The organism is Streptomyces sp. TLI_053 (assembly GCF_900105395.1).
GTDB lineage: Bacteria > Actinomycetota > Actinomycetes > Streptomycetales > Streptomycetaceae > Kitasatospora.
Genome location: NZ_LT629775.1, coordinates 2,911,076 through 2,936,095, shown reverse-complemented (window position 1 = coordinate 2,936,095; position 25,020 = coordinate 2,911,076). Strand labels below are relative to the sequence as shown.

At 74.4% G+C, this 25,020-nt stretch carries 15 protein-coding genes and 1 pseudogene; 15 read left to right on the top strand and 1 reads right to left on the bottom strand.

What is annotated here, in order from left to right; genetic code table 11:
• Positions 1–30: 30 nt before the first annotated feature.
• The gene (locus tag BLU95_RS11385) at positions 31–1,995 is read right to left on the bottom strand and encodes an ABC transporter ATP-binding protein (RefSeq protein WP_093859921.1); all 1,965 of its coding nucleotides are present in this window, start codon (positions 1,993–1,995) and stop codon (positions 31–33) included.
• Between the two features lie 648 nt (positions 1,996–2,643).
• On the opposite strand from BLU95_RS11385, the gene BLU95_RS11380 reads away from it, so the two are divergent.
• The 15 genes and pseudogenes from BLU95_RS11380 to BLU95_RS11315 all read left to right on the top strand — a co-directional run bounded on the left by BLU95_RS11380 (position 2,644) and on the right by BLU95_RS11315 (position 25,018).
• Positions 2,644–3,444, top strand: coding sequence for an alpha/beta fold hydrolase (locus BLU95_RS11380; protein WP_093859920.1), 801 nt, complete (start codon positions 2,644–2,646; stop codon positions 3,442–3,444).
• 29 nt (positions 3,445–3,473) lie between these two features.
• Positions 3,474–4,487 (top strand): 4-hydroxyphenylpyruvate dioxygenase, encoded by a 1,014-nt coding sequence (hppD, locus tag BLU95_RS11375; protein ID WP_093859919.1) that lies wholly within the window; start codon positions 3,474–3,476, stop codon positions 4,485–4,487.
• Positions 4,484–5,479: pseudogene (locus BLU95_RS45835) on the top strand (alpha-hydroxy acid oxidase); the annotation flags it as partial. The gene hppD and the pseudogene BLU95_RS45835, both read left to right, overlap by 4 nt.
• 12 nt (positions 5,480–5,491) lie before the next feature.
• The gene (locus tag BLU95_RS45830; protein ID WP_502689863.1) at positions 5,492–6,931 is read left to right on the top strand and encodes an aminotransferase-like domain-containing protein; all 1,440 of its coding nucleotides are present in this window, start codon (positions 5,492–5,494) and stop codon (positions 6,929–6,931) included.
• Positions 6,932–7,026: 95 nt separating this feature from the next.
• Complete coding sequence (gene dpgA, locus BLU95_RS11365) at positions 7,027–8,124, top strand: 3,5-dihydroxyphenylacetyl-CoA synthase DpgA (RefSeq protein WP_231978522.1); 1,098 nt, start codon at positions 7,027–7,029, stop codon at positions 8,122–8,124.
• An 11-nt stretch (positions 8,125–8,135) separates the two neighbouring features.
• Entirely contained in the window at positions 8,136–8,795 is a 660-nt protein-coding gene (gene dpgB / locus BLU95_RS11360; protein WP_093859916.1) for an enoyl-CoA-hydratase DpgB, read from the top strand.
• Complete coding sequence (gene dpgC, locus BLU95_RS11355; protein WP_093859915.1) at positions 8,792–10,090, top strand: (3,5-dihydroxyphenyl)acetyl-CoA 1,2-dioxygenase DpgC; 1,299 nt, start codon at positions 8,792–8,794, stop codon at positions 10,088–10,090. The genes dpgB and dpgC overlap by 4 nt, the downstream gene beginning before the upstream one ends.
• A complete protein-coding gene (dpgD, locus tag BLU95_RS11350) occupies positions 10,080–10,886 on the top strand; it encodes an enoyl-CoA-hydratase DpgD (protein ID WP_093859914.1) in 807 nt (268 codons plus the stop codon). The genes dpgC and dpgD overlap by 11 nt, the downstream gene beginning before the upstream one ends.
• 182 nt (positions 10,887–11,068) lie before the next feature.
• Positions 11,069–12,652 (top strand): MBL fold metallo-hydrolase, encoded by a 1,584-nt coding sequence (locus tag BLU95_RS11345; protein ID WP_093859913.1) that lies wholly within the window; start codon positions 11,069–11,071, stop codon positions 12,650–12,652.
• Positions 12,653–12,717: 65 nt separating this feature from the next.
• Entirely contained in the window at positions 12,718–12,927 is a 210-nt protein-coding gene (locus BLU95_RS11340; RefSeq protein ID WP_093859912.1) for an MbtH family protein, read from the top strand.
• 157 nt (positions 12,928–13,084) lie between these two features.
• Positions 13,085–14,851, top strand: coding sequence for a fatty acyl-AMP ligase (locus tag BLU95_RS11335; RefSeq protein WP_093859911.1), 1,767 nt, complete (start codon positions 13,085–13,087; stop codon positions 14,849–14,851).
• Positions 14,848–16,593, top strand: a complete 1,746-nt coding sequence (locus tag BLU95_RS11330) for an acyl-CoA dehydrogenase family protein (RefSeq protein WP_093859910.1) — start codon at positions 14,848–14,850, stop codon at positions 16,591–16,593. Before BLU95_RS11335 ends, BLU95_RS11330 begins: the two co-directional genes overlap by 4 nt.
• The gene (locus BLU95_RS11325; RefSeq protein WP_093859909.1) at positions 16,590–18,326 is read left to right on the top strand and encodes an acyl-CoA dehydrogenase family protein; all 1,737 of its coding nucleotides are present in this window, start codon (positions 16,590–16,592) and stop codon (positions 18,324–18,326) included. The genes BLU95_RS11330 and BLU95_RS11325 overlap by 4 nt, the downstream gene beginning before the upstream one ends.
• Positions 18,323–18,595: an acyl carrier protein gene (locus tag BLU95_RS11320; protein ID WP_093859908.1), complete on the top strand. Its 273-nt coding sequence runs from the start codon at positions 18,323–18,325 to the stop codon at positions 18,593–18,595. Before BLU95_RS11325 ends, BLU95_RS11320 begins: the two co-directional genes overlap by 4 nt.
• 12 nt (positions 18,596–18,607) lie before the next feature.
• Positions 18,608–25,018, top strand: coding sequence for a non-ribosomal peptide synthetase (locus BLU95_RS11315; RefSeq protein WP_159424858.1), 6,411 nt, complete (start codon positions 18,608–18,610; stop codon positions 25,016–25,018).
• The last annotated feature ends 2 nt before the right edge of the window (positions 25,019–25,020 follow it).

Sequence of the window (25,020 nt, the reverse complement as noted above, 5' to 3'; positions counted from 1 at the left end):
AGCGGCCGCGGATCCCTCGGCACCATGGCCTCAGCGGCCGGTCGGCTCCCGACCGGCCGTTACGGCGTTCCGGTCCCCGTCGGCCCCGTCGGCCCCGTCCGCCCCGTCCTCAGCCGGCGCGTCCTCCCGCGGCCCGCCCGCCGGGAGGGTGGCCGCCTCGGCCTCGGCCTGCCGGATGAACTGGGCGCGGTAGAGCTGGGCGTAGCGGCCGTCGGCCTCCAGCAGCTCCTCGTGGGTGCCGCGCTCGCGGATCTCGCCGGCCTCGACGAAGAGGATCTGGTCCGCCTCCCGGATGGTGGACAGCCGGTGGGCGATCACCAGCGAGGTCCGGTCCGCGAGGGTGGCCTTGAGGGCGCGCTGGATCGCCGCCTCCGACTCCGAGTCCAGGTGCGCGGTGGCCTCGTCGAGCACCACCACCGGAGGGTTCTTGACCAGCAGCCGGGCCAGCGCCAGCCGCTGCTTCTGGCCGCCGGAGAGCCGGTGGCCGTGGTCGCCGACCACGGTGTCCAGGCCGTCCGGCAGCGCCGCGACGGTCTCCCAGATCCTGGCCGTCCGGCAGGCCTCGACCAGTTCCTCCTCGGTGGCCTCCGGCCGGGCGTACGCCAGGTTGGCGCGGATGGTGTCGTGGAACAGGTAGGTCTCCTGGGAGACCACGCCGATGGCCGCCCCGAGCGAGTCCTGGACGAGGTCGCGCACGTCCGTGCCGCCGACCCGGACGGTGCCCTCGGTGGCGTCGTACAGCCGGGGGACCAGCTGGGTGATGGTGCTCTTGCCGGCGCCCGAGGGGCCGACCAGCGCCGTCATCCGGCCCGACTCGACGGTGAAGCTCATGCCGCGCAGCACCCAGGCCTCGGACTCCGACTCCGCGGTGGACGCGGCGGCCTCCAGCGAGGCGAGCGAGACCTCCTCGGCGGCCGGGTAGCGGAACGAGACGTCCTCGAACACCACGTCCGGCGACTTCGCCGCGGCGTCCAGCGGACGGGCGTCCGGCTTGTCGGTGATCAGCGGCTTGAGGTCCAGCACCTCGAAGACCCGGTCGAAGCTCACCAGCGCCGTCATGACGGTGATCTGCATGCTGGAGATCTGGTTGATCGGCTGGTAGACCCGGGCGAGCAGGGTGGCCATCGCGACCAGAGTGCCGATCTCGAAGGAGCCGTCGATCGCCAGGGCGCCTCCGAAGCCGTAGACCATCGCGGTCATCAGGCTGGCGAGCAGGGTCGCGATGACGAAGAACAGCCGGCTGATCGTCAGCTGGGTGATGTTCACGTCGCGGACCCGGCCGGCCTCCCGGGCGAACAGCGCGGACTCGTCCTGCCGGCGCCCGTACAGCTTGGCGAGCATCGCGCCGCCGACGTTGAACCGCTCGTTCATCAGCGAGCCGATCTCGGCGTCCAGCTCCATGCCGTGCCGGGCGAGGCGCTGCAGCCGGCGGCCGATCGCCTTCGCGGGCAGGAAGAACAGCGGGATCAGGACCATCGCCACCAGGGTGATCTGCCAGGACAGGTAGAACATCGTGGCGGTGATCAGGACGAGTGACAGGACCGTGGACACCGTCTGGGACAGCAGGGAGCCGACCGCCTGCTGAGTGCCGATCACGTCCGAGTTCAGCCGGCTGACCAGCGAACCGGTCTGGGCGCGGGAGAAGAACGCCAGCGGCTGGCGCTGCACGTGGTCGAAGACCTCGGTCCGCAGGTCGTAGATCAGGCCCTCGCTGATCCGCGCCGACAGCCAGGTCTGGACGTAGACGGCGACCGCGCTGACCAGGGCCAGCACGGCGACGCCCGCGGCCAGCAGGGCGACCACCCGCAGCTTGCCCGGCAGGATGCCCTCGTCGATGACCGCCTTGAGGATCAGTGGGCTCCCGGCGGTGATGACCGCGTCGGTGACCGCGGCGATCACCAGGGTCACCAGCGCCCAGCGGCAGTTGCCGGCGTACGGGAGGATCCGCCGCAGCGTGCCCGGTCGCACCCGTTGTGTGGTGACGCGCTTGTCCATGCGCGGTAGAAATGGTCCCGACAGACTCACAGTTGAATGCCTTCCTGATCTGTCCCGCGCGGCACGCGCGTGGTGGACGGCCGGACGGTCGCCGACCGGGGCGACGTTCGTGCGGAGGTTGCGGCGCGGCGCGGCGGCGTTCCGACCGGTGACGGCCCCGGAGGCCGCGTCGGGCCTGCTCGGAGCCTGGCCCGATACATGGTCGGGCGGGTCGAGGCTATGTGCAGGGCGGGATCGGTAACAAGCCACCACTCGAGCCAACTCGGGCCGTCCGACATGGAGTTCGGCGGCGCGTGTGCACGGTGCGCGGCTGCCGCCGGGGCCGCCCCGGCGGTTATGCTGCTCCGCGCCCTCCCGCCGGCGGTCCGCCCGCCGGACGGCCCGGGGTCCGTTCAACCGCGGCGTCCGCTCGGTTGAACGGACGGCGGACGCCGCCCGCCCGGTCCGCCCGGAGCGCATTTCCGGAATTCCCCGTCCGCGCTGCGCCGGGTTCCCGGCCGGTGTGTCCACGGACGGCGTTGAGGACGGAACCCGCGCTGTGTCATGGTCCTCCGGTCCGGAATTCACCGGGCCGGCGACGGGGTGAAGGAACATGCTGGCGAAGAGTCACGACAAGGGCCTTCCGGGAAAGGGCGGGGTGTAACCGACATGCCTTTCGCGGACGCCAACGGCATTCGGATCTCCTATCAGAGCACCGGTACCGGGGAACCCGTTCTGCTGATCATGGGCTCGGCCGCCTCCGGCCGGGTCTGGACGGTGCACCAGACCCCGGCGCTGGTCCGGGCCGGCTACCGGGCGATCACCTTCGACAACCGCGGCGTCCCGCCGACGGACGCGCCGGCCGGGCGCTACGCGCTGGCCGATCTGGTCCAGGACACCAAGGGCCTGATCGAGGCCCTCGGGATCGGGCCGTGTCGGGTGGTCGGGACCTCGCTGGGCGCCATGATCGCCCAGGAACTGGCCCTGAAAAGCCCGGAGTCGGTCCGCTGCGCGGTGCTGATCGGCACCAGGGCGCGCACCGACGCGTTCCGCCGGGCCCAGTTGCTGGCGGACCGCGCGCTGCTGGCGGACGGCGTCTCCGTCCCGCCCGCCCACCGGGCCGCCACGACGGTGCTCCAGATGCTGTCGCCCGCGACCCGGGACAACGACGACGAGGTCGCCCGCTGGCTCGACCTGTTCGAGCTGGCCGGCGACGACGGAGCGGCCCCGGGACAGGCCTGGGCCGATCCGGACGGCGACCGGCGCGAGGCCCTGAGCGGCGTTTCCGTGCCGTGCCGGGTGATCGCCTTCGAAGACGACGTGATCACCCCGCCGCACCTGTGCGCGGAGGTCGCCGAGGCCATTCCGGACTGCGATCTCGTGCGGATTCCGCGGGCCGGCCACATCGGATATCTGGAACGGCCGGCCGAGGTCAATTCGGCCGTCATCGAGTTCCTTGACAAAAACTAGCCAATCCGCAGCGTGGGGAGTTCTCTGCCATGGGCGTGCGTGACATCGAGTACGTAGAGCTGTACACGAGCGAGCCGAAGCCCGCTCTGGACTACTTCGTGGAGGCGATGGGCTTCACGCCGGTGGCCGAGTCGGCGGAGCGTGGTGCCGACTCCACCGCGCTGCGCTGCGGCGGGGTCCGCATCGTGGTGACCTCCGGTCGGGGCACCGAGGCGTTCCTGGACGCGCACGGCGACGGCATCGCCGATGTCGCGCTGGGCACGGACGACGTCGACGCGACCTACCGGGCGGCGCTGGACGCCGGGGCGCGGCCCGTCCCGGTCGAGGGCGGCGGACCGGCGGTGGCCTGCTTCGGCGACGTCCGCCACAGCCTGGTGCCCGTCGCGGGCGACCGGTGGCTGCCGGCCGGCCGCGAGTGGAAGGCGCTGGACGCCGCCGCCGGCCGGCCCGAGCGGATCCGCAGCCTGGACCACATAGCCGTCTGCCTGGAGGCCGGGACCCTGGCCGGGACCACCGACTTCTACCTGCGGGCCCTCGGCCTGGAGCGCTACTCCTCGGAGTACGTCGCGTTCGGCGACCAGGCGATGGACTCGATCGTGGTGCGCAGCGCCACCGGCGGCGCGACCTTCACCCTGATCGAGCCCGACCCGGCCAAGCAGGCCGGGCAGATCGACCGCTTCATGGAGCGCAACAGCGGGCCGGGCGTGCAGCACCTGGCCTTTCTGGTGGACGACATCGTTCCGGCGGTGCACGAGTTCCGCGCCAGGGGCGTGGACTTCCTGAGCACCCCGGCCGCGTACTACGACATGCTCGCCGAGCGGCTGGGCGACCTCTCCGAGGAGATCGCGGACCTCCAGGCCGCGCACGTGCTGGCCGACCGCGACGAGTGGGGCCACCTGCTGCAGTTGTTCACCCGCTCGCCCTACGAGCGGAACTCGCTCTTCTTCGAGCTGATCCAGCGCCGCGGCTCCCGGGGCTTCGGCAGCGCCAACATCCGCGCGCTGTACGAGGCGGTCGAGCGGGACCGCGTGGTCGCCGAATGAGCACCGAGGTGAGATCCGCCCTGACCCTGGCGGACGTCGAGGAGGCGGCCCGGCGCCGGCTGGACCCGGCGGTGTGGGACTTCATCGCCGGCGGCGCGGGCGAGGAGCGCACCCTGCGCGCCAACGTCGAAGCCTTCCGGAAGGTGCGGCTGCGCCCACGGGTGCTGACCGGAGCCGGGCGCCCGGACACCGCCACCCGGATCCTCGGGCGCACCTGGGCGGCGCCGGTGGCGGTCGCCCCGGTCGCCTACCACACCCTCGCCGACCCGGCGGGGGAGACGGCCACCGCCGAGGCGGCCGGCGCGGTCGGCGTCCCCCTGGTCGTCAGCACCTTCGCCGGCCGCGGCTTCGAGGACATCGCCGCCGTCGCGACGGCGCCGCTGTGGGCGCAGGTCTACTGCTTCCGGGACCGCGAGGAGACCCGGCGGCTGGTGGAGCGGGCCGAGCGGGCCGGGGTGGAGGCGCTGGTCCTGACCGTGGACGCGCCGCACCTGGGCCGCCGCAACCGCGACCTGCGCAACGGCTTCCGGCTGCCGGAGGGGATCGTCCCGGCGAACCTCTCCGGCGCCGACTACTCCTCCCCGAGCGGTCACGCCGCCGCCGAGTTCGACCCGGCGCTGGACTGGTCGGTGGTGGACTGGCTGTGCTCGGTCAGTCGGCTGCCGGTGCTGCTCAAGGGGATCCTGTCCGCCGAGGACGCCCGCCGGGCGGTCGCGGCGGGCGCCGACGGCATCGTGGTCTCCAACCACGGGGGCCGCCAACTCGACGGCGTCCCCGCCACGCTGGAGGTGCTGGCCGAGGTGGCCGGGGCGGTCGCCGGGGTTTGCCCGGTGCTGCTCGACGGCGGGGTCCGCCGGGGCGCGGACGTGCTGGCCGCGCTGGCGCTGGGCGCCGACGCGGTGCTGCTCGGCCGCCCGGTGCTGCACGGCCTGGCGGCCGGCGGCCGGGAGGGCGCCGAGCGGGTGCTGCGGATCGTCGTCGACGAACTCGTGGACGCGATGGGCCTGGCCGGGATCGGCTCGGTCGCGGAGGCCGGCCCGGCGCTGCTCTGGGACGGCCCGCGGACCGCCGCGGCCGCCGTGCCCGGGGCAGCCGCGGCGCCGCTCGCGCCGGCCGCCTCGACGGCCCCCGGCGGCGGCCTGGGCATGGCGGACCTGCACCCGAGTCTGAGCGACCCGGTACTGGACACCATGAATTTCCTCAACGACATCACCCGCCGCTACCCGCGGGCGATCTCCTTCGCACCGGGGCGGCCGTACGACGAGCACTTCGAGACCGAGCAGATCTTCGACTACCTGCGCCGCTACCTGGACCACCTGGAGGAGCGCGGCTTCACGCCGGAGCAGCGGCGCGAGGCGCTCTTCCAGTACGGCCCGACCCGGGGCCAGATCCGCGAGCTGATCGCCGACTGGCTGCGCGCGGAGGAGGACATCGACGTCCCGGTGGACTCGATCGTGGTCACCGTCGGCTGCCAGGAGGCGATGGCCCTGGCGCTGCGCGCGCTGATCTCCGGGCCCGAGGACGTCCTGCTGGTGGCCAGCCCCTGCTACGTGGGCATCACCGGCGCGGCGCGGATCCTCGACATCGGGCTGGCCGCGGTCGCCGAGCGCGAGGACGGTTTCGACCCGGCCGAACTGGAGGCCGTGGTGCGCGAGCAGCGCGCCCTGGGCCGCCGGCCGCGGGCCTTCTACGTGGTGCCCGACCACGCCAACCCGTCGGGCAACACCATGTCGCTGGCGAACCGTCACGCGCTGCTGGAGCTGGCCGGACGGCTGGACCTGCTGGTGCTGGAGGACAGCCCCTACCGGCTGGTCAGCCCCGGTCGGCAGCTGCCCACCCTGAAGTCGCTGGACCGCGACCGCCGGGTCGTCCAGCTGGGGTCGTTCTCCAAGACGCTGTTCCCCGGCGCCCGGGTCGGCTACGCGGTCGCCGACCAGCCGGTGGCCGGCGCCGGTCTGCTCGCGGACGAGCTGACCAAGCTCAAGAGCATGATCACGGTGAACACCTCGCCGCTGAGCCAGGCCGCCGCCGCGGGCATGCTGCTGGCCGGCGAGGGGCGGCTCGCGGAGATCAACGCCGAGGCCGTCGCCCACTACGAGGGCGCCATGCGGGTGACCCTGAAGGCGCTGGACGAGCACCTGCCCGAGCCGCGCCGCTCGGCCCTCGGGGTGCGCTGGAACAAGCCCAGCGGCGGGTTCTTCCTGACGCTGAACGTCCCCTTCCGCGCCGACGACGCCGCGCTGGCGCGCTCGGCCGAGGAGTTCGGCGTGATCTGGACGCCGATGTCGTACTTCTACCCGCTCGGCGGTGGCGAGCACGCCATCCGCCTGTCCACCAGCTACCCGACGCACCCCGAACTCGAGGAGGGCGTGGCCAGGCTGGCCCGCTTCATCGAGTCCGAGTCCGCCTCGGAATCCGCCCCGGATTCCGGGTCCGCGTCCTAGTCCGCGTCCCAGTCCCGAACGGAAAGGGTGATCGCCATGGTGAGCCGTGTGCTCCCGCCGCGCAGCAGGCCCCGGATGTGGGGGTGGACGTTCAGGTGACCAGTGGACGCTCCGCCACCGCCACGCGGCACGTCCCCACCACGGCGCGGGTCGCCGGGGTCGGAACGGCCGTCACGAGCACGTCGTACTCCCAGCGCGAGCTGCTGGACCGCTTCGGGATCACCGATCCCAAGATCCGCTCGCTGTTCCTGAACAGCGCCATCGAGCGGCGCTTCCTGACCGTGCCGCCGACCGGCCCCGACGGGCTGCCGGTCCCCGAGATCCAGGGCGAGCTGCTCGCCAAGCACAAGCGGATCGCCGTCGACATGGGCGCCCGGGCCCTTCAGGAGGCCCTGAAGAACGCCGGGCTGGACCTCTCCCGGATCGACTACCTCTGCTGCGTGACGACCACCGGCTTCCTGACCCCGGGGCTCAGCGCGCTGATCATCCGGGAGCTGGGCGTCGACCCGTCCTGCCACCGGGTGGACGTGGTCGGCATGGGCTGCAACGCCGGGCTCAACGCGCTGAACGCCACCGCCGGCTGGGCGGCCGCCAACCCGGGCAAGGTCGCGGTCATGGTCTGCGCCGAGGCGTGCTCGGCCGCGTACGCGCTGGACTCCACCATGCGCACCGCGGTCGTCAACAGCCTCTTCGGGGACGGCGCCGCGGCGATCGTGGTGACCGTCCCGGAGGCGGGCGAGCCGGAGCCCGAGGGCCCCCGGATCCTGTCCTTCGCCAGCCACCTGATCACCGATGCGATCGGGGCGATGCGCTACGACTGGGACGACGAGCAGAACCGTTTCAGCTTCTTCCTCGACCCGGAGATCCCCTACGTCGTCGGCGCCAACGCCGAGCGCGTGGTGGACCGGTTGCTGTCCGGCGCGGGCCTGCGCCGCAGCGACATCGCGCACTGGCTGGTGCACTCCGGCGGCAAGAAGGTCGTCGACGCGGTCCGGGTCAACCTCGGCCTGACGCGGTACGACGTGCGGCACACCACCGGGGTGCTGCGCGACTACGGGAACCTGTCCAGCGGCTCGTTCCTGTTCTCCTACGAGCGGCTGCTCGCGGAGCGGGCCGCCGAGCCCGGTGACCTCGGCGTGTTGATGACGATGGGCCCCGGTTCGACGATCGAGACGGCGCTGGTCCAATGGTGAAGGGGAGAGCGATGGGTGACACCGGCCTGACTCTGCGGATCGACGGCGCGCTGCCGCCCTCGGCCGAGGCCGTCGCCGCGGTGAACGAGCTGTGCGACCGGGTCGAGGACGGCGTCGGCGGCCCGGTGGTCCTGGAGGTCTCCGGCACCCCGCTCCCGGGGTGGACCGAGGGCCTGGTGGTCGGCCTGGTCGGCAAGTGGGAGCGCGCGCTGCGCCGCCTTGAGCGGCTGCCCGCGGTGACCGTCGCCGTCGCGGCCGGCGAGGTCGGCGGTATCGCCCTGGACGCACTGCTGGCCGCCGACCACCGGATCGCCGGCGCCTCGGCCCGCCTGGTGCCGCAGAGTGCCGACGGCGGCGTCTGGCCCGGCATGGGCCTGTACCGGCTGGCCCGCCGGGGCGAGAGCGCGGTGATCCGCCGGGCACTGCTGTTCGGCACTGCCGTCGAGGCCTCCGAGGCACTGGCGGCGGGACTGCTCGACGAGCTGACCGACGACGCCGCGGGCGCCGTCGCGCGGATCGCCGGGCTGACCGCGGCGCTGCCCGGCAACGACCTGGCGGTGCGCCGGCAGCTGATGCTGGACGCCCTCGCCACCGGCTACGAGGAGGCGCTCGGCGCCCACCTCGCGGCCTGCGACCGCCTGCTGCGCCGGACCGCGGACACCCGGTCATGACCGTGCGGGCGACACCCGTGGCGGGCCCGGAGGCCGCGCGCGAGGTACGGAAGGACCTGGGTGCCGCCCGCGCCGCGCTCGCCCGGGCGGCCGGTGCGGAGCCGGCCGCCGGGAGCCCGTCCGACGCCCTGCGGGACCTGCGGGCGGCCTTCCTGGGCACCCACGTGGAGGCCGTCTACGCGGAGCTGACCGACCGGCACGCCCGTCCGCTGCGGCTGGACGAGCTGTGCCGGGCGGCCGCCGCGGCCTTCCCCGGCCTGCTGCCCACCGCGGAGCAGCTCGCCGCCGACCGCGCCCTCGCCCAGGAGGCCAAGGCCGGGCACGAGATCGACCAGGGGCTGTTCCTCGGCCGGGTGCTCGGCTCCCCGGTGGCGGGACCGCACCTGCTGGACGCGATGCGCCGGCCGACCGGGCGCGCGCTGGAGCTGCTGGCGGACTTCCGCCGCACCGGCACGCTCGACCTCGGCACGGTGCGGCTGGAGAGGGCGGACGGCGCGGCACGGATCACCATGACCCGCGACGACTGCCTGAACGCCGAGGACGACCGCCAGGTCGACGACATGGAGACGGCCGTCGACCTCGCGCTGCTCGACCCCGAGGTGCGGGTCGGGCTGGTGCGCGGGGGAGTGATGAGCCATCACCGCTACCGCGGCCGCCGGGTCTTCAGCGCCGGCATCAACCTGAAGGCGCTGCACGCCGGCGACATCTCGCTGGTCGACTTCCTGCTCCGGCGCGAGACCGGCTACATCCAGAAGCTGGTCCGCGGCCTGGTCGTCGACGACGGGCCCGCCTGGCGCCCGGCCGTCGTGGAGAAGCCGTGGGTGGCCGCGGTGGACGCCTTCGCGATCGGCGGGGGCTGCCAGCTGCTGCTGGCCGTGGACCACGTGATCGCGGAGGAGGACTCCTACGTCAGCCTCCCGGCCACGCAGGAGGGCATCGTCCCCGGCGTGTCCAACCTGCGGCTGACCCGGGCCACCGGGGCGCGGCTGGCCCGCCAGATCATCCTGGGCGGCCGCCGGCTGCACGCCTCCGAACCGCAGGCGCGCACCCTGCTGGACGAGGTGGTGCCCTCCGAGGACATGGACGGGGCCGTCGACCGGGCGCTGAAGTCGCTCCAGGGCGACGCCGTGGTGGCCAACCGGCGGATGCTGAACCTGAGCGAGGAGCCGCCGGAGGAGTTCCGCCGCTACCTGGCCGCGTTCGCGCTCCAGCAGGCGCTGCGGCTGTACAGCGAGGACGTGATCGGCAAGGTCGGCCGGTTCACGGCGCGCGGGGGCGGGCCCGGTGACGGCTGACGACCGGGCGCGGGTCCGGTACGAGAAGCGGGACCGGGTCGCGTACGTGACCCTGGACCGGCCCGAGGTGCTCAACGCGATGGACCGGCGCACCCACGAGGAGCTGGCGGCCGTCTGGGACGACGTGGAGGCCGACGACGAGGTGCTGGTCGTGGTGCTGACCGGCGCCGGCGAGCGGTCCTTCAGCGTCGGCCAGGACCTGCGCGAGCGCGCCCGGATCGACGCCGGCGGGGAAGGGGCGACCACCTTCGGCAGCCGGGGCCAGCCCGGCTGGCCCCGGCTGACCGAGCGGTTCGGCCTGGCCAAGCCGCTGGTCGCCCGGGTGAACGGCTACGCGCTGGGCGGCGGCTTCGAACTCGCGCTGGCCTGCGACATCGTGGTTGCCTCCGAGGACGCCGTGTTCGCCCTCCCGGAGGCCAGGCTCGGCCTGGTCCCCGGGGCAGGCGGGGTGTTCCGGCTCGCCCGGCAGCTGCCGCTGAAGACGGCGATGGGCCACCTGCTCACCGGCCGCCGACTGGACGCGCACACCGCGCTGCGGTTCGGCCTGGTGAACCAGGTGGTCCCCGCCGACCGGCTGGACGAGGCGGTCCGCGAGTGGACCGACGACCTGCTGCGGGCAGCCCCGCTGGCGGTGCGGGCGATCAAGGAGGCGGCGCTGCGCTCGCTGGACCTGCCGTTGCCCGAGGCGTTCACCGCCGAGTACGTCTGGGAGCGGCGCCGGCGCCTCGGCGCGGACGTCGTCGAGGGCCCGCGGGCATTCGCCGAAAAGCGCGAACCGCAATGGCGGGACCGCTGATCCGGTAATCGCCGGTCCTGGTGCACGTTGATCAATCCGACGGCCCCGTGCCAGAGTGGTCCGGGTTCGTTCAGCACGGAAACCGGGAAACGCCCCGGAGCCCGGCCGGTAATCGGCGGACGGTTGTTCTGAATTCCGTGTCATGACTCTTCTCAATGAAATTCCCTGGGGGTGGTGCAGTGATGAGCGACGACGAGATGTTCCTGCGTTCGCGCGTCATCATCGAGCCGTTGGTGGACCGGTTCTACGCCTGGTTCCACACGGTGGCTCCGGTACAGGCGTCGATGAATCTCGCATTCCTCCAGGTGCCGATGCTGGAGTCCTATCTGGACAATCCGCAGGTGCACGTCGCGGCGAGCGTCAACCCGGAGCTGCGCGGCGGGTACTTCGTCAACATCGCCGAGGAGCGCGCCGCGGAGGTCCGCGAGCTGCTCGACTCGATCAAGACCGACCGGGCCGGCATGCTGGCCTTCGCCAAGGCGGTCGCCGACGCGGAGAACCTGCTGCGGGAGAACGCCACCGGCTACGACCTCACGCCGTTCTACCCGCAGCTGCCCAAGGAGCTCGGCGGCCTGGTGGAGCTGGCGTACGACACCAGCAACCAGGCGTCGGTGCGCTTCATGGAGCCGCTGGCCTACCGTGGCGGGCTGTACAGCGAGGACCGGCAGTCGGTCCAGATCTCGCTGGAGCCCGGCTACGAGCGGCCGTTCATCCTGAGCACGCCGCGGCTCGCCTCGCCGGACGTGCTGGAGGCGAAGATCCCGTTCCGGCACGCCGGCCTGGAGGAGCTGTTCCGCGCCCGCTTCCGCCCCACCACGGTGGGCCGGCTGCGCGAGGCCCTGGAACTCACCGACGCCCAGGCCGCTCTGCTGCCCGGGCTGCTGTCGGACCGTCCGAGCGTCTCGGAGGACCGCCACATCGAGGCCGGCGGCCGCATCCGCTACTTCGGCCACGCCTGTCTGGTGCTCCAGACGCCGCAGGCGGCGATCGTCACGGACCCGTTCCTGAGCGCCGACGCCAGCGCCGGCGACCGGTACACCTACGACGACCTGCCGGACTTCATCGACCTGGTCCTGATCACCCACGGCCACCAGGACCACATCGTCCTGGAGACCATGCTCCAGCTGCGCGGCCGGGTCGGCGCCGTGGTCGTCCCGCGCTCCTCGCGCGGCAACCTGGTGGACCCGTCGATCGGGCTCTACCTCAAGGAGCTGGGCTTCCCGGTCGTCGAGGTGGACGACTTCGACGAGGTGCCGTTCCCCGGCGGCAAGGTCGTCGCCACGCCGTTCCTCGGCGAGCACTGCGACCTGGACATCCGGGCCAAGTCGACCTACTGGGTCGACCTGGCGGGCAAGTCCGTGTTCGTCGGCGCGGACTCCTCGGGCATCGACCCGGTCCTCTACCGGCACATCCGCAACCACCTGGGCACCGCCGACATCTGCTTCCTCGGCATGGAGTGCGACGGCGCGCCGCTCACCTGGCTCTACCAGGCGCTGCTCACCAGCCCGGTGCCGAAGAAGATGAGCCGTTCGCGCAAGCTCTCCGGCTCCAACGCCCAGCAGGCCGCGGCGATCATGACCGAGTTCGGCGCCACCGAGGCCTACATCTACGCCATGGGCGAGGAGCACTGGCTCGGCCACGTCATGGCCACCACGTACAACGAGGACACCTACCAGATCCAGCAGATCAACGAGTTCCTCACCTGGTGCGCCGACCGCGGCATCAAGGCCGAGCACCTGCTCAACCAGCGCGAATGGCGTTGGTGACGCCGGCCGGGTGAGACCGGCCGGAACCCGATCCCGGGAAAAACCCCGCACGAAAGGAATGCGCTGTGAACCCCTTCGACGACCCCGATGCCTCCTTCCTGGTCCTGGTCAACGACGAAGGCCAGCATTCGCTCTGGCCGGTCTTCGCCGATGTTCCGGACGGCTGGCGGAAGGTCTTCGGCGAGGCCGCCCGGCAGGACTGCCTCGAATACATCGAGACCAACTGGACCGATCTGCGGCCGAAGAGCCTGATCGCCGCGATGGAGAGCAAGTAACAGCAAGCGGAAGTATTCGATCCGCCCGCGCCGGGACGAACGGCGGAGGAATTCCTCCGCCGCCCGGCGGCCGGCGAACGAACCGAGGAAAACGTCAATCCGGCCGGATGGCCCGGCGAGTGCCGGGGCCCGGCCCGTTTCGTGGAGGGGTGCCGAGATGCCCGATCTCACCGACCACCGGAACCTGCGCGACGCGTTCGCCGCCCAGGTCGCCCGGCAACCGGAGGCGACCGCGCTGACGATGTTCCGCGGTTCCGACGCCGAGGAGCAGGAGAGCCTGAGCTTCACCGAGCTGGCCCGCCGCGCCGCGCTGCGTGCCGGACGGCTGTCCGCCCGCTTCGCGCCGGGCGAGCGGGTGCTGATCGCGCTCCCGACCTGCACCCAGTTCGTGGAGCTCTACCTCGCCTGCCTGTTCTCCGGCCTGGTCGCGGTACCCACCCCGCCGCTCGGTGGCTCGGCCACCGCCACCGAACGGGCCGTCGCCATCGCCGCCGACTGCACCCCGGCCCTGGTCGTCACCACCGCCGACCACCGGGAGGCGCTCGCCGAGCGGCTGGCCGCGCTCGGCCTGGACGGCGCCCTGGTCGAGGCGGCCGGGGAGGCCGGCGACGGCGAAGCCACCGTGCCCACCGCCCCCGACCTGCCGCCGGACACGCTCGGCGTGCTGCAGTACAGCTCCGGCTCGACCGGTCGCCCCAAGGGCGTGATGCTCTCGCACCGCAACATCCTCACCAACATCCGCAGCATCGGCGAGTACTTCGGCCTCGGCGACGGCCCCGGCGGCTGCGGCAGCTGGCTGCCGCTCCACCACGACATGGGCCTGTTCGGGATGCTCACCACGCCGCTGATGGCCGGCGCGCCCGTCACCCTGATGTCGCCGAGCGACTTCGTGCGCCGCCCTGTGGAGTACCTGCGGATGATGCAGTGGTCGCGCAGCACCGTCACCGCCGTGCCCGACTTCGCCCTCGACCTGTGCACCCGGCTGATCAACGACCGGGACCTCGCGGACCTCGACCTCTCGCACGTGCGCCGCATCTGCAACGGCTCCGAGCCGGTGCACGCCGCCACCCTGGAGGCCTTCACCGAGCGGTTCACCCCCGCCGGCCTGCGCCCCGACGCGCTGTCACCGTGCTACGGGATGGCCGAGGTCACCCTCTACGTCTCCGGCACCCGGATCGGCACCCCGGCCAAGGTGTTCTCCGTGGACCGGGCCCGGCTGGAGGATTCCGGGCACCCCGACGTCCGGCAGGTCCCCGCCGAGCAGGGCCGCCCGCTGGTCGCCCTCGGCGCCCCGCACGGCATCCGGGTGCGGATCGTCGACCCCGCCGCCGGCCTGGCCGTCGCGGACGGCGCGATCGGCGAGATCTGGGTCAGCGGCCCGAGCGTCGGCAGCGGCTACTGGGAGCGGCCCGACCTCAACGACCAGGTCTTCGGCGCCCGGCTGCCCGACGAGCCCGGTACCGCCTGGCTGCGCACCGGCGATCTCGGCGCCCTCGTCGACGGCGAGGTGGTCGTCACCGGCCGGCTCAAGGAGGTGATGATCGTCCGCGGCCGCAACCTCTTCCCGCAGGACGTCGAACGCGAGGCCCGCGCCGCGCACCAGGCGCTCACCGGCTTCGTCGGGGCCGCCTTCGCCGTCGCTGCCCCGGACGAGCGGGTCGTCGTGGTCCACGAGGTCAGCCCCACCCTGCGGGCCGACGACCTGCCCGCCGTCGCCGGCGCCGTCCAGCGCCGGCTCTCCACCGAGGCGGACGTGCCCTGCCGCAACGTCCTGCTGGTGCGCCGCGGCACCGTCAGCCGCACCACCAGCGGCAAGATCCAGCGCACCGCGATGCGCGAGCGCTTCCTGGCCGGCGAGCTCACCGTGCTGCACGCCGAGCTGGACCCGCAGCTGGCCCTGATCGCCCGCGGCGGTGCGGCATGACCGCGCCGACGAGCCCCGCCGACGCCCTGGAGGCGGCCCTCGGCGACCTGGAGGACCTCGCCCGCGACAGCGCCGCCCTCGACGCCGCCGAGCGCTTCCCCGCCGAGGCCTGCGCCCGGCTCGACGCCCTCGGCCTGCCCGCCCACTACGTGCCGGCCGAGTGGGGCGGCGCCCTGCACGACCACGAGCGGCTGATCGGTCTCTGGCGCGGCGTCGCCCGGAGGGACGTCAGCATCGCGGTCGCCCACGGCAAGACCTACCTCGGCGCCGCCCCCGTCTGGGACGCCGGAACCCCCGAGCAGGCGAGGGACACCGCCGCCGCGATCCTGGCCGGCACCCCGATCGCCTGGGCGCTCTCCGAGCCCGACCACGGCGCCGACCTGCTCAACGGCGGCCTCACCGCCACCGTCACCGGGGACGGCTACCGCCTGGACGGCCTCAAGTGGCCCGTCAACAACGCCACCAGGGGCGGCCGGCTCACCCTGCTCGCCCGCACCGGCGCGCCCGGGACCGCCCGCGGCCACAGCCTGTTCGTCGTCGACAAGTCCGCGCTGCCCGCCGACACCTGGCGCAACCCGGCCAAGGCCCCCACCCACGGCATCCGCGGCATCGACATCTCCGGCATCGAGTTCGACGGCGCCCCGCTGCCGGCCGACGCGCTGCTCGGCCCGGCCGGCAGCGGCGTCGAGACCGTGCTGCGCGCCCTCCAGCTCACCCGCATCACCTGCGGCGCCCTCTCGTTGGGCGCCGGCGAGCACGGCCTGCGGCTGGTCGCCCGGTTCACGGCGGAGCGGATCATCCAGCACCGCCCGCTGCTCGACCGCGCCTACCCCGGCTCGATCCTCGCCCGCTGCGCGGCCCTGCTGGCCGCCGCCGAGGCCACCACCCTGATCGGCGCCCGGTCGGTGCACAGCCTCACCGGCGAGCTCAGCGTCACCTCCGCCGTGGTCAAGTCGCTGGCGCCCACCCTGGTCGACTCCCTGCTCGGCGAACTGTCCGAACTGCTCGGCGTGCGCTCCTACCTCACCGGCACCTACGAGCACGGCGCCTTCCAGAAGCTCTGGCGAGACCACCAGGTGGTCGCCGTCTTCGACGGCAGCACCCCGGTCAACCGCAGCGCGCTCGCCCAGCAGTTCCCCCGCCTCGCCCGGGCCCTGGCGGCCGGCGACATCGATGCGGACGGCCTGGCCGAGGCCGCCGCATCCGGCACCCCGCCGCGCCCGCTCGACCGCGGCGCGCAGTCCCTGCTCTCCCGGACCGGCTGCTCCGTCGTCCAGTCGCTGCCCGCGCTCGCCGAGGCGCTCGCCGCGCACGGCGCCCCCGACGGGCTGGCCGAACACGCCGCCGCCCTGGCCGCGGCCGCCCGCCGGCTCGGCACCCTGCTGGCCGAGGTCCGCCCGGCCGCCCGCCCGCCGATGGCCGCCTACGAGCTGGCCGCCGCCTACGAGCTCTGCTACGCCGGCGCCGCCGTCCTGCAGCTGTGGACGTACGGCGCGCCCGCCCACCGCGGCGAACCGCTCTGGCAGGACGGCCTCTGGGCCCGGGCCGCGCTGCGAGCCCTGCGTGTCCGGCTCGCCGCCGTGCTGCGCACCCCCGCGCCCGCCGACGCCCCCGGCGACGAGCGGATCGACGCGGCCCTGTCGCGGCACATCGCCGGGGCCGCCGAGACCGGCGCGCCCGTCACCCCGTTCGGCGCACCGCTGCCCATGTCCGCCGTCCGCAGTGAAGGAGCATCCGCATGAGCGAGCGGAGCGAGCTCATCGACCAGGAGCAGGACGGCCCCCGCAGCGCCGAGCGCCTCGACGCCCTGCTCGGCGACCCGCGCGACGCCGCGAACCCTGTCGGCCACGCCCGCGCCCTGGCCGCCGACGAGCGCCAGGAGATGCACGCCGAGGGCGAGCGCCTGCTCGACGCCTTCGGCCTCAACGCCGAGTTCGTGCCCGCCGCGCTCGGCGGCCGGCTGCGCCGCGCCGACACCCTCGCCGAGGTGCTGCGCACCGTATGGCGGCGCGACCCGTCGCTCGGCCTCGGCTACGGCTTCGCCTCCTTCATCGCCTCCGTCAACATCTGGACCGGCGGCGACCGGGAGCAGCAGCGGCGCACCGCCGGCCTGTTGCTCGCCAACCAAAGGATCGCCGCCGCGTTCCACGAGCTCGCCCACGGCAACGACTTCGCCCGGGCCGGCTTCACCGCGCAGGCGGCCGACGGCGGCTGGCTGCTCTCCGGCCGGAAGGAGATCGTCACCAACCTGCGCCGGGCCGAGGCGATGGTGCTGTTCGCCCGCACCGACGACCGGGCCGGCAGCCGCAGCCACAGCCAGTTCCTGGTCACCCGCGACGAGCTGCCCGCGAACCGGGTCCTCGACCTGCCGCGCTTCCCCAGCTCCGGCATGCGCGGCGTCCAGCTCGGCGGCATCCGCTTCACCGACTGCCCGGCGCCGGGCCGCGCCCTGATCGGCGGCGTCGGCCAGGGCATCGAGATTGCGCTGCGCTCCTACCAGGTCACCAGGGCGGTGCTGCCGGCGATGAGCGTCGGCCCGTTCGACACCGCGCTGCGCACGGCGGTGGAGTTCGCCCTGGAGCGCCGCCTGTACGGGGGCACCGCCGCCGACATCCCGTACGTGCGCGCCACCATCGCGCGCGCCTACGCCGACCTGCTCGCCGTCGACGCCTTCGCCGGGGTCGGCCTGCGCACCCTGCACCTGGACCCCGGGGCGATGGCCGTCTACGCGCCCGCCGCCAAGTACCTGACCTCCCGGCTGGTGCTGGACGGGTTCGAGGACCTGCGCTCGGTGCTCGGCGCCGCCGGCTACCTGCGCGAGGGCCCGTACGCGATCTTCCAGAAGATGGCCAGGGACATCGCCCCCGCCGCGTTCGCCCACGTCTCGCGGGCCGCCTGCCTGGTGATGATCCTGCCCCAGCTGCCCCGGCTGGCCCGCCGCTCCTGGCTGGTCGACGGCGCCGCCGCCAAGGAGGTCTTCGACCTCGGCGGGCCGCTGCCCGACCTGCCCTTCGACCGGCTCGCGGCCGGACTGCCGCGCGGCGACGGCCTGATCGGCGTGATCACCGAGGCCGCCGCGCAGCCGCAGCCGGGCCCGGTGGGCCGCTTCGCCGCCCGCCTGGAGGCCGAGCTGCGCGACCTGCGCGAGCGCTGCGCCGCCCTCGGCCCGGCCGGGATCACCATCGACGCCCCGCCGCAGGCCTTCGCCCTGGCGGACCGCTACACCGTGCTGCTTGCCGCCGCGTCCGCGCTCGCGGTGTGGGACCAGGGCGGCGAGCAGTACCCGCCGGAGGCCCTGCTGGGCGTCCTGGACCGGCTCACCGGCCGCCTCGGCGGCGAGTCCGTCCTCACGCCGGCCGAACGCGAGGACGTCGAGCAGCGGCTCTTCGACCTGGCCGTCCGGCGCTGCCGGGAGCACCGTCTCCTCGATCTGACCGCCCGCCCGATCGCGGGCCGAGAAGGGAACCACCGATGACCGATGCGGAACTGACGCAGTCCGTGCGCACGCCCGAGGAGATCGGGGCCTGGCTGACCGACCGGGTCTCGCACTTCCTGCAGATCCCGGCCGGCGAGATCGACCCCGACGCCTCCCTCGCCGGGTACGGCCTCGACTCGGTCTACGTCTTCGCCCTCTGCGGCGAGATCACCGACGACCTGGGTCTGCCCATCGAGCCCACGCTGCTCTGGGACATCGACACGCTGTCCGCGCTCACCGCCCACCTCGTGGGCCTCGCTGCCGAATAGGGGATGACGGGAATGGCTGCGCCTCAGGCGGAATCGCACGAGCTGATGTCCGGTCAGCTCGGGATCTGGTACGCCCAGCAACTGGCACCCGAGGACCCGGCGTACAACATCGCCGAGTACCTCGACCTCCGTGGCGACGTGCGGGTGGACCTGCTGGTGGCGGCGACCCGCCGGGCCCTGGAGGAAGCGGAGGCCTACCGGCTGCGCTTCCGCCTGGAGGGGCAGTCGCCGCGGCAGTACGTCGGCGCCGCGGACGAGCACCGGGTGGACGTCGTCGACCTGCGGGGCGAGGACGACCCGTTCACGGCCGCCCGGGCCTGGATGGCGGAGGACCTCTCCCGCCCGGTCGCGCTGACCGGCGGCCCGCTCGCCGCCCACGCGGTGCTCGTCCTCGGCGAGGACCGGTGCCTGTGGTACCAGCGGATCCACCACGCCGTTCTGGACGGCTCCAGCCTGACCTCCTTCGCCGCCCGGGTCGCCGCGCTCTACACCGCCGCCCTGCGCGGCGCGGAGCCCGAGGGCGCCGCGCTCGGCCCGCTGAAGGTCCTGCTGGACGCCGACCGCGCCTACCGCGCCTCGGACGAGCCGGAGGCCGACCGGCGGTTCTGGGCCGAGGCGCTGGCCGGCCTCCCGCCGACCGGCGAGGCGCACGGCCGGCGGCTCTCCGGCCACCCGGTGGTCCACGCCCGGGACGTGGCCCCCGAGGACGCCGCCGCACTGCGCGCGGCTGCCCGCGGCCTGCGGACCGGCTTCGCCACCCTGGCGATCGCCGCCGCCGCCGTGTACCACCACCGGGTCACCGGCCTGCGGGACTTCGCCGTCGGCGTCCCGGTCGCCGGCCGCACCGCCATGGCCGAGCTCGGCGTCCCCGGCATGACCTCCAACGTGCTGCCGGTCCGCTTCACGATCGGCCACCGCACCACCGTCGCCGACCTGCTGGGCGCCACCGCCCAGGCGCTGCGCGCGGGCCTGCGCCACCAGCGCCACCAGCTGCGCGACCTCCTGGCCGAGCGCCGGCTGGTCGGCCACGGCTCGCTCTGGGGCCTGAGCGTCAACGTCATGACGGTCGACCGCCCGCTGCGCTTCGGCGACTGCGAGGCCGTCCGGACCGGCCTGTCCAGCGGCCCCGCCGAGGAACTCAAGATCGACCTGATCGGCACCGCCGACGGCGCCGGCCTGCAGACCCTGGTCCAGCTCAACGCCGAGCGCCACGACCCCGCCGCCGGCCCGGGCATCGGCGACCGCTACCACCGCGTCCTGCGCGCGCTGGCAGCCGCCCGGCCCGCCGACGCCGTCGCCGGTCTCGAGGCGCTGGACGCCGCCGAGCGCGCCCGGGTGGTGCGCGACTGGAACGACACGGCGGTGGCCGTGCCGCAGGCGTCCGTGCCGGAGCTGTTCGCGGCGCAGGCGGCGCGCACGCCCGACGCGCCGGCCGTGGTGTGCGAGGGAACCGCGCTGAGCTACGCCGAACTGGACGCCCGGTCGGACCGTCTGGCGGCCTGGCTGCGCGGCGCCGGCGTCGGTGCCGAATCGGTGGTGGCGCTCTGCCTGCCGCGCGGCACCGAGATGATCACGGCCCTGCTGGGCGTCTGGAAGGCCGGCGCCGGCTACGCCCCGCTCGACGCCGAACACCCGCCGGAGCGGCTGGAGTTCGTGCTGGCCGACAGCGGCGCCCGGCTGCTGCTGGGTCACCGCGAGCTGGTCGCGGGCCTCAGTGCCGAGCGCGTGGTCCACCTGGACGACCCGGCGGTCGCGGCCGAGATCGACGCCGCCGGGAGCCCGGCCCCGGCGGCGGTGCTGCCGGGCCAACTGGCCTATGTGATCCACACCTCCGGCTCCACCGGCCGCCCCAAGGGCGTCGCCGTCACCCACGGGGGCCTGGCCAACTACACGGCCACCGTCCCCGCCCGGGTCGGCCTCGGTGCGCCCGGCGACCGCTACGCGCTGCTCCAGGCGCAGACCACCGACCTCGGCAACACGGTGCTCTTCGCCGCCCTGACCACCGGCGGCACCGTCCACGTCCTGGGCGCCGACGCCGCCACCGACCCCGACCGGCTCACCACCTACCTCGCCGAGCACCGGATCGACCACCTCAAGGCCGTTCCCTCGCACCTGGCCGCCCTCGGCTCGGCCGCCGGCCCGGCCGGCCTCGTCCCCGCCAAGTCCCTGGTGCTCGGCGGCGAGGCCGCCACGCCCGCCTGGGCCGGACAACTGCTGGCCGCTGCCGGCGAGCGCGCCGTCTACAACCACTACGGGCCCACCGAGGCCACCATCGGCGTGGTCACCGGGCGGCTGGACGCCCGCACCGCCGTCGCCGGCGCCGTCCCGCTCGGCACCCCCGTCGGCAACGTGCGGACGTACGTCCTGGACGACGCGCTGCGCCCGGTGCCGGTCGGCACGGTCGGCGAGCTCTACCTCGCCGGCGCGCAGCTGGCCCGCGGCTACGTGGGCCGCCCCGGACTGACGGCGGAACGTTTCGTCGCCAACCCGTTCGACTCCGGCGAGCGCCTCTACCGCACCGGCGACCGGGCCCGCTGGACCGCCGACGGACAGCTGTGCTTCGCCGGCCGCACCGACGACCAGGTCAAGATCCGCGGCTTCCGCGTCGAGCCCGGCGAGGTCCGCGCCGTCCTCGCCGAACACCCGGAGGTCGCCCAGGCGGCCGTCGTCGTCCGCGAGGACGTCCCCGGCGACCCGCGGCTCACCGCCTACCTGGTCCCCGTCGGCGACAACGCCGAACTCGCCGACACCGTAAGCCGGTTCACCGCCGAACGACTGCCCGGCCACCTCGTCCCCGCGGCCTTCGTCCTGCTCGACGCGCTGCCGCTGACCGCCAACGGCAAGCTCGACCGTGCGGCCCTGCCCGCCCCCGGCCCCGCCGCCGGCGGCGGCCGTGCCCCGGCGGACGCCCGCGAGGAACTGATCTGCCGCGCCTTCGCCGACGTCCTCGGCCTGTCCGCGGTCGGCGTCGACGACGACTTCTTCGCCCTCGGCGGCCACTCCCTGCTCGCCGTCACTCTGGTCGCCCGGCTGCGCGAGCAGCAGGTGCCGGTCTCCGTCCCCGCCCTGTTCCAGGCACCGACCCCGGCCGCCCTCGCCGCGGCCTCCGCCCCGGAGCCGATCGCCGTCCCGGCCAACCTCATCCCTGCAGGCGCCACCACGATCACCCCCGCCATGCTGCCGCTGGTCGAGCTCACCAGCACCGAGATCGCCACCATCGCCGCCGCGGTCCCCGGCGGCGCGGCGAACATCGCCGACGTCTACCCGCTCGCCCCGCTCCAGGAAGGCATCTTCTTCCACCACCTGGCCCGCGCCGAGGGCGAGGCCGACCCGTACATGAGCTGGGCGGTGCTCGAATTCGACACCCGGGCCCGGTTGGACGGCTTCCTGGCCGGACTCCAGCGGGTCGTCGACCGCCACGACATCTACCGCACCGCGATCGCCTGGGAAGGCCTGCGCGAGCCCGTCCAGGTCGTCCTGCGCGAGGCCGCCCTGCCCGTCCAGGACCTCACCCTGGACCCGGCCGGCGCCGAACCGGCCGAGCAGCTGCTCACCGCCGCCGGCCGCTGGATGGCCCTCGGCCGCGCCCCGCTGATGGGCGTCCACCACGCTCCCAGGCCGGACGGCGACGGCCACCTCGCCCTGCTGCGCATCCACCACCTGGTGCGCGACCGCACCTCCATGGACGTGCTGCTCGGCGAGGTCCGCGCCTTCCTCGCCGACCGGGTTGACGAACTGCCCGAACCGCTGCCCTTCCGCGACTTCGTCGCCCAGGCCCGCCTCGGCATCTCCCGCGAGGAGCACCAGCGCCACTTCGCCGGCCTGCTCGGCGACGTCACCGAGACCACCGCCCCCTTCGGCCAGCTGGACGTGCGCCGCGTCGGCACCGACCTCGGCCGGGCCCAGGCCGAGGTCGACGACCGGCTGGCCGCCCGGGTCCGCGAACTGGCCCGCACCCTCGGCGTCAGCCCGGCGGCGGTCTTCCACCTCGCCTGGGCCCGCGCCCTGGCCGCGCTCTCGGGCCGCGACGACGTCGTCTTCGGCACCGTGCTGCTCGGCCGGATGAATGCCGGCGCCGGCGCCGACCGCGTCCCCGGCCCCTTCCTCAACACCCTGCCGGTCCGCGTCCGCCTCGACGGCACCACCGTCGACGACGCCCTCACAGCACTGCGCCGGCAGCTCGCCGACCTGCTCGAACACGAGCACGCGCCGCTCGCCGTCGCCCAGGCGGCCAGCGGGGTGCCCGGCGGCCGCCCGCTGTTCACCTCGATCTTCAACTACCGGCACGGGCAGACCGTCCACGAGTCCGGCATCGACCTCGACGGCATCGGCGTCCTGGTCAGCCGCGAGTACACCAACTACCCGCTGAACGTCTCGGTCAGCGACTCCGGCACCGGATTCGTCATCAACGTCAGCGCGCTCGCCCCCGCCGACCCCGACCGCGTCCACGCGCTGCTCACCACCGGCCTCGCCAACCTGGTCGAGGCGCTCACCGACGCGCCGCGCACCCCGCTCGCCGCGATCGAGGTCCTCGACGACACCCAGCGCGCGCTGCTCCTCCAGGAGTGGAGCGGCGCCGGCGCCGTCCCCGCGGCCGCCCCCGCCACCGCCCCGGAGCTGTTCCGCCGGCAGGCGGGCGCCACCCCGGAGGCGACCGCCCTGGTCGACGGTGGCGAGCGCCACAGCTACCGCGCGCTCGACGATTGGTCCGACCGGTTCGCCGGCCACCTCAACCGGCTCGGCGTCGGCCCGGAGAGCGTCGTCGCCCTCCACCTGCCGCGCGGGCTGCGGATGACCGCCGCGATCCTCGGCGTCTGGAAGGCCGGCGCCGCCTACCTGCCGATCGACCCCGGCTACCCCGCCGAGCGGGTCGCCCACATGGTCGCCGACAGCCGCGCCGCCGTCGTCGTCGGCCTCGAGGACGACCTGGACGAACTGCCGCTGCGCCGCGTCCTGACGGTCGCCCTCGACGACCCGGCCACCGAGGCCAAGCTCGCCGCCCAGGCCCCCGCCCCGGCCCGCGAGCACCTCCCCGGCCAGACCGCCTACATCATCTACACCTCCGGCTCCACCGGCCGCCCCAAGGGCGTCGCCGTCACCCACGGCGGCCTGGCCGCCTACCTCGCGGCCGTCCCCGCCCGGGTCGGCCTCGGCGAACCCGGCACCCGGTACGCGCTGCTCCAGGCCCAGGCCACCGACCTCGGCAACACCACGGTCTTCGGCAGCCTGACCACCGGCGGCGAACTGCACATCCTCGACGCCCGGGCCGCCGTCGACCCGGCCGCGGTCGCCCGCTACCTGGCCGAGCACCGCATCGACCACCTCAAGGCGGTGCCCTCCCACCTCGCCGCGCTCGGCGGCGAGAGCGGCGCGGACGTCCTGCCGGCCCGCTCCCTGGTCCTCGGCGGCGAGTCCGCCCCCCTCGACTGGGCCCGCCGACTCGTCGCGCAGGCCGGCGAGCGGACCGTGCACAACCACTACGGCCCCACTGAGACCACCATCGGCGTGGTCACCGCCCGGCTCGACGAGGCCGCGCTCGCCGACGGCACCCTGCCGATCGGCACCCCGGTGCCCGGCACCCGGGTGTACGTCCTCGACGACGCGCTGCGCCCCGCCCCGGTCGGCGTCGCCGGCGAGCTGTACATCGCGGGCGCCCAGCTGGCCCGCGGCTACGTCGGCCGCGCCGCGCTGACGGCCGAACGTTTCGTCGCCGACCCGTTCGGCTCCGGCGGGCGCCTGTACCGCACCGGCGACCGGGTGCGGTGGACCCCCGAGGGGCGGCTGGTCTTCTCCGGCCGCGCCGACGACCAGGTGAAGATCCGCGGCTACCGGGTCGAGCCCGGTGAGGTGGCCTCCGTGCTGGCCGGCTACGGCCGCGTCGAGCGGGCGGTCGTCGTCGCCCGGACCGAGGGCACCGGCGAGCCGAGGCTGGTCGGCTACGTCGTCCCGGTCGACGAGGAGGACGCCGAGGACGCCGGATTCGCCGACCTGGTCCGCAAGTTCGCCGCCGGCCGGCTGCCCGAGCACATGGTCCCCTCCGCCGTCGTCGTCCTCGGCGCCCTGCCGCTGACCGCCAACGGCAAGCTCGACCGCGCGGCCCTGCCCGCCCCCGAGCGCGCCGGCGCGGCGCAGGCCCGCCGGGAGCCGGCCGACGAGCGCGAGCGCGTCCTGTGCGCGGCCTTCGCCGAGGTCCTCGGACTCCCGGCGGTCGGCGTCGAGGACGACTTCTTCACCCTGGGAGGCCACTCCCTGCTGGCGACCCGCCTGGTCAGCCGCGTCCGCGTCCTGCTGGACGAGGAGCTGCCGATCCAGGAGCTGTTCGCCGACCCCACCCCCGCCGGCCTCGCGGCCTGGCTCGCCGACAACGCCCACCACGCACAGAACGCCCGGCCGGCCCTGCGGCCGCGTCCGAGGGAGGAATAAAG

Excerpts from the sequence above, each read along its gene's own strand:
- BLU95_RS11385 (WP_093859921.1), bottom strand. The coding sequence starts at position 1,995 with ATGGACAAGCGCGTCACCACACAACGGGTGCGACCGGGCACGCTGCGG.
- BLU95_RS11380 (WP_093859920.1), top strand. The coding sequence starts at position 2,644 with ATGCCTTTCGCGGACGCCAACGGCATTCGGATCTCCTATCAGAGCACC.
- hppD (WP_093859919.1), top strand. The coding sequence starts at position 3,474 with ATGGGCGTGCGTGACATCGAGTACGTAGAGCTGTACACGAGCGAGCCG.
- dpgB (WP_093859916.1), top strand. The coding sequence starts at position 8,136 with ATGGGTGACACCGGCCTGACTCTGCGGATCGACGGCGCGCTGCCGCCC.
- dpgC (WP_093859915.1), top strand. The coding sequence starts at position 8,792 with ATGACCGTGCGGGCGACACCCGTGGCGGGCCCGGAGGCCGCGCGCGAG.
- BLU95_RS11345 (WP_093859913.1), top strand. The coding sequence starts at position 11,069 with ATGAGCGACGACGAGATGTTCCTGCGTTCGCGCGTCATCATCGAGCCG.
- BLU95_RS11335 (WP_093859911.1), top strand. The coding sequence starts at position 13,085 with ATGCCCGATCTCACCGACCACCGGAACCTGCGCGACGCGTTCGCCGCC.
- BLU95_RS11330 (WP_093859910.1), top strand. The coding sequence starts at position 14,848 with ATGACCGCGCCGACGAGCCCCGCCGACGCCCTGGAGGCGGCCCTCGGC.
- BLU95_RS11325 (WP_093859909.1), top strand. The coding sequence starts at position 16,590 with ATGAGCGAGCGGAGCGAGCTCATCGACCAGGAGCAGGACGGCCCCCGC.
- BLU95_RS11320 (WP_093859908.1), top strand. The coding sequence starts at position 18,323 with ATGACCGATGCGGAACTGACGCAGTCCGTGCGCACGCCCGAGGAGATC.
- BLU95_RS11315 (WP_159424858.1), top strand. The coding sequence starts at position 18,608 with ATGGCTGCGCCTCAGGCGGAATCGCACGAGCTGATGTCCGGTCAGCTC.